Raw genomic sequence first — 4271 nt, forward strand, 5'->3', positions numbered from 1 at the left:
CAACAAATGATAATCTGCAAATAAACGTGCGACATATTCTAATCCTAAATCAGGATTTACAACAATGCATGGTTTTGTCATAATCTCATAAACTCGAATTTTAGAAGGGTCTTTTCCATAGGCAATTACTTTGCTGACAATATCCGAATCAGTGATAATTCCGTATGCATCTTGAGGATGACGACGTTCTACAATTAACGCTCTCCAATGCCTTGCTTGCATCAATTTTACAGCTTCACTTACAGTTGCCGAACTGCGGATTGTGGCAACGTCGTTTGTCATGATATCTGCTGCTTTCAACATATCAGTTTGCCTCGAATTTTATTTCAATATCTTTTAGTGAGTTTAGTTGTTTGTTTGAAGTCAACAGAGTTAAGTAATACCTGTGATTACTTTAATTTACTGGTTCTTCCGTTACTTTTATGGAAAATCTAATCATTACCATAATTCTTTATAACCCTTACCCCGCAAGGGTTTTGTTACAATAAATCGTCAATCACCATAAAAGGGACGCAAGAGCCAATTTACTTAAGGGCTTTTATTTCCCTATAGCTATAAATATAGGAAAATAAGTTGAGTATTTTGTGAGGATATTTTTTATTTTCATATTGCAGCAAATTATTACCTGATGCAAGGATAGTATTTCGCGATAACCAGAGCTTAATGCCGGAAGCATATCGCATTAGCAACCCGGATTGCCGATGTGATAGCTCCTTCGTGTAATCCATCTACCAAGTATGCTCCTACATGATAGGTATTATTGTCACCATTAGTCATAACTACTTCATCCCTATATCTAAAAGAATCGACAGTATATAGGGGCGTATGGTGGTCAAAAGTATGGATAATTTTATTGGGTGCGATCGCATTTTTTAAGTTAAATGCCAAACTATATTTTTGCTCTGATTTCACCCCACAAAGCTGATTAAGATAGGCATTATATCCCCATCCATTTTCTGTTTCAAAGAAATCAAATTCCGAAAATTGTTTAATCCCATATTGGTTGTACATGGATGTATCTGTATGCAATATGGTTTGTGCTTCATTTGGTTTCCATCCCGAAAATCGTTTGATTTCGTCATCTGTCGGTTCTGATAATAATTTCATGACTTGATCGGGTGGTGTGGCAAAGACAATTTTATCAAATGTATATCTTTCTCCATTCATTAATTCAATGATGACAGCATCTGCTTTTCTAGAAATATCGACTATTTCGGCATTAAGTAAAATATCACCTTTGAATTTTTCCAAGATTTTTTCAATGTAGGAATATACTCCTCCTTTAATTCTTACCCATCCCGTATATACATAATTTCTTAGGGCAGGAATTGCTAATTCTGCGGGAAAATTATCTATGAGTTCAAATGGCATTGAATAGCTATACATTGCGAGTAATTTTACCCAATCATTCCGAATACATTGAGATTTCAAGTAATAAGACATTGGTTTGTCGTATAAATCTGGAATTTGAGCAAGATGGGTTTTTAACCAAAATCCGGCAGAACGTGCATAAATTGTATCAAGTCTCAGATATTCTATTAATCTTTGGAATCCACTGTAATTTTTGCGGATAGCAGAACCAGAAAGAAAGTGTCGTCCATCTTTAAAAAATAATGATGAACCTATATCAACAGGTTCTAATTCCACCTCTAATTCTTTCATCAAATTGAGGAAATTATAAAACTTTAAAGGAAATTCAATTACACCACCTTCTAAAAACAAGTTACTTGGAGTTTGAGGGGATTTAACATTTTTATTTATTGTCTGAATATGTCCACCCAAAATTGATTTTTTTTCAAAAATAGTTACACTATGACCATCTTTATTGAGTAGGTATGCTGTCACCATCCCACTTGCACCACCACCAATAATTGCGATTTTCATATCTCATATCCTAATTAATGAGAATTCTAAAATTTGAATCATTAAGAATCAAAATTAATTCATGCTGACAAAATCCAATCATTCGCTAATCTTTGATATAACATTGCCCCAGTCCAAAAGGTAGGAGCAAATCCTGGATAACCAGAAGAAGCATTACAGAAATAGAAATTATTTAATGATGTCTTATAACTTAACCTACCAATTCCCATATTTTCAGGTGTGAGATTAGAACCATAGGAATTACCTTGAGGACACCAACAAAAACGTTCGTTTGTAGTTGGACTACCTGTAATTTGAAAAATTATATGTTTCCTTAAATTGGGAATATAGTTTTTTTCCATCACATCCAGTATCTGGTCGAATATTTCTTGTTTTTTTTGCCGATAAGCTTTTTTATCACTATCTTGCAGTTTTTTAAAATAATCATAATTGGCAACAGTCAAAAATTCGATAATTTGACAATCTTCTGGACAGTCACGTTCATGTTCCGTTAGTAGTGTTGGTGTGGTAATCGCAAAGCTAGGATTAGAAAAATTATGATTTTCATACATTTGATAAAACGCTTCATTCAAGTCGCAATGTCCTGAATGAAAGGTGTTCCAATGACCAAAACCGTAGTCTCGTAAATCGATATCCTTGACAACACAATAAGTCATAAAATTGGAAGGAGAATAATCGTAATTAAGCTGCTTTTGTACAGACTTAGAAAACTTATTAATTCCAATCATTGAAGCCGCTTTTTTCGGGTCTATATTACAGATAACCGTTTCAGCAATAAATTCATGGCTTTCATGGGTAATTTTATTAATTGCCCTAACTCCATTTACAGTTTTATTACTAACTAAGAAATCCGTTACTTCATAATTAACGAAAACCTTACCTTCATTTTCTTCAATTACTTTTACCAATGAATTAATCACATGCTCAAAGTGTTTTGTTGGATAAAAAGCACCTTGTTGGTATCCAGTAAATAAAATCACCCAAGCATAAAAAGAAAGTTGATTTGGAGGTAACAAAAAATCAGCCCATTGTAGTGCTAATAATGTTTGTGCTGCTTGAGGTAATTTGAATTTATCAAAAACATCCTGAAGGGTACTATTCAAATAACTTAAAGCACAGAATGCCCCATTAAAATTTTTAATTAGCTTCAAAGGATTAATTGGAGAAGTTAAGCTACGCAATCCCTCCCTTGCTTTTTGTATTTCCAAAATGAATTTTGTAATATTACCAGTGTCATCTGGAAACAAAACTGCAAGTCTTTTGATTAATTCACCATTATCTGAAGGAATATCCAGTGAGTAACCTGGCATTCTCATATGGTCGAATCCATCAATTTTATACCGCTCAAAAGTGACTTCTTTATCTAAGGTTAGCTTTTTCAAAATCCTATTTACAGTTTGCCCTTCACCACAATCCCAAACATAATGAAGTTGTGCGTTGAATTTATATTTATTTGCCAATTCAAATGTATGTCCAAAACCTCCTGGATATTCGTGTGCTTCTAAAACTAGGACTTTCTTTCCAGATTTTGCCATCAGCGCTGCAAATACCAATGCTGATAAACCGCTACCCGCTATCAAATAATCGACTTTCATAAAACCTCATTAATTGCTAATTAAAGTATTAATTAAAATCTTGTTATGACGTATGGTAATAAAAAAATGTAGTATTTTACAGTAGAAGTATTTCCATAGGCAATTAATAGATTACTCGTTTTATATTTCAATTAATTTCATTCACTAGAATCTCTGATAATTTTCGATACTCAAAGAATTTCATTGAAAAAGTAGCTATTCCTTAGGAGAGCGATCGCACTTCTGTAGAATATCCAAATATTTCTGCTAATGCTAATATTACGAATGTTGCTGCGAGGAATTATGGTGCTTGTTCCTTTATGCAAGGGATAAATGTTCTATTTTTGAGATTAAGATATAAATGTGAGGATATTGTGAGTGTTTTCAGATTTGTAATTCGTCACCAGGAATGCAAAGCTCGCAATTGAGGAGTCTTTTTGACTTGATGTGCCTGCATTCGAGTCAGGACATCATCCAAAATTGTTACTGCTTCAGCAACATAAGGTCCTTTGTTCAACATGACGCACTCAGCACGTTCCGCCATTGCGGCATCAGTTATCTCTGCGCGTGAGGGAATTCCATGTTTGACAAGATTCTCCATCACCTGAGTTGCCCAAATCACAGGTACATGTGCAGCTTCGCACAACCACAGAATTTCTTCTTGAATTTCAGCAAGACGTTGGTAGCCAATCTCGACTGCTAAATCACCTCTAGCAATCATGATGCCAAATGGCTGTGGGTGCGACTCTTTTAGGAAGACGCAGAATAGGTTTAGACAGACATTGCAATACTTGGAGGGGAAATAGAACAACG

General features: G+C 34.4%; 4 protein-coding genes. All 4 read right to left on the bottom strand.

The features are described from left to right. The coding region (locus CK510_RS26980; RefSeq protein ID WP_143289459.1) for a CBS domain-containing protein at positions 1-303 on the bottom strand (303 nt) is incomplete at its 3' end. Positions 304-660: 357 nt separating this feature from the next. After that, positions 661-1884, bottom strand: a complete 1224-nt coding sequence (locus CK510_RS26985) for an FAD-dependent oxidoreductase (protein WP_095724596.1) — start codon at positions 1882-1884, stop codon at positions 661-663. A gap of 59 nt (positions 1885-1943) precedes the next feature. After that, positions 1944-3479, bottom strand: coding sequence for a phytoene desaturase family protein (locus tag CK510_RS26990; protein ID WP_095724597.1), 1536 nt, complete (start codon positions 3477-3479; stop codon positions 1944-1946). 379 nt (positions 3480-3858) lie between these two features. Then, complete coding sequence (locus CK510_RS26995) at positions 3859-4179, bottom strand: pyruvate kinase (RefSeq protein ID WP_245912456.1); 321 nt, start codon at positions 4177-4179, stop codon at positions 3859-3861. Between the last annotated feature and the right edge of the window lie 92 nt (positions 4180-4271).

This window comes from Brunnivagina elsteri CCALA 953, assembly GCF_002289455.1.
In the GTDB taxonomy this organism is placed as follows: domain Bacteria; phylum Cyanobacteriota; class Cyanobacteriia; order Cyanobacteriales; family Nostocaceae; genus Brunnivagina; species Brunnivagina elsteri.

Excerpts from the sequence above, each read along its gene's own strand:
- CK510_RS26985 (WP_095724596.1), bottom strand. The coding sequence starts at position 1,884 with ATGAAAATCGCAATTATTGGTGGTGGTGCAAGTGGGATGGTGACAGCA.
- CK510_RS26990 (WP_095724597.1), bottom strand. The coding sequence starts at position 3,479 with ATGAAAGTCGATTATTTGATAGCGGGTAGCGGTTTATCAGCATTGGTA.
- CK510_RS26995 (WP_245912456.1), bottom strand. The coding sequence starts at position 4,179 with ATGATTGCTAGAGGTGATTTAGCAGTCGAGATTGGCTACCAACGTCTT.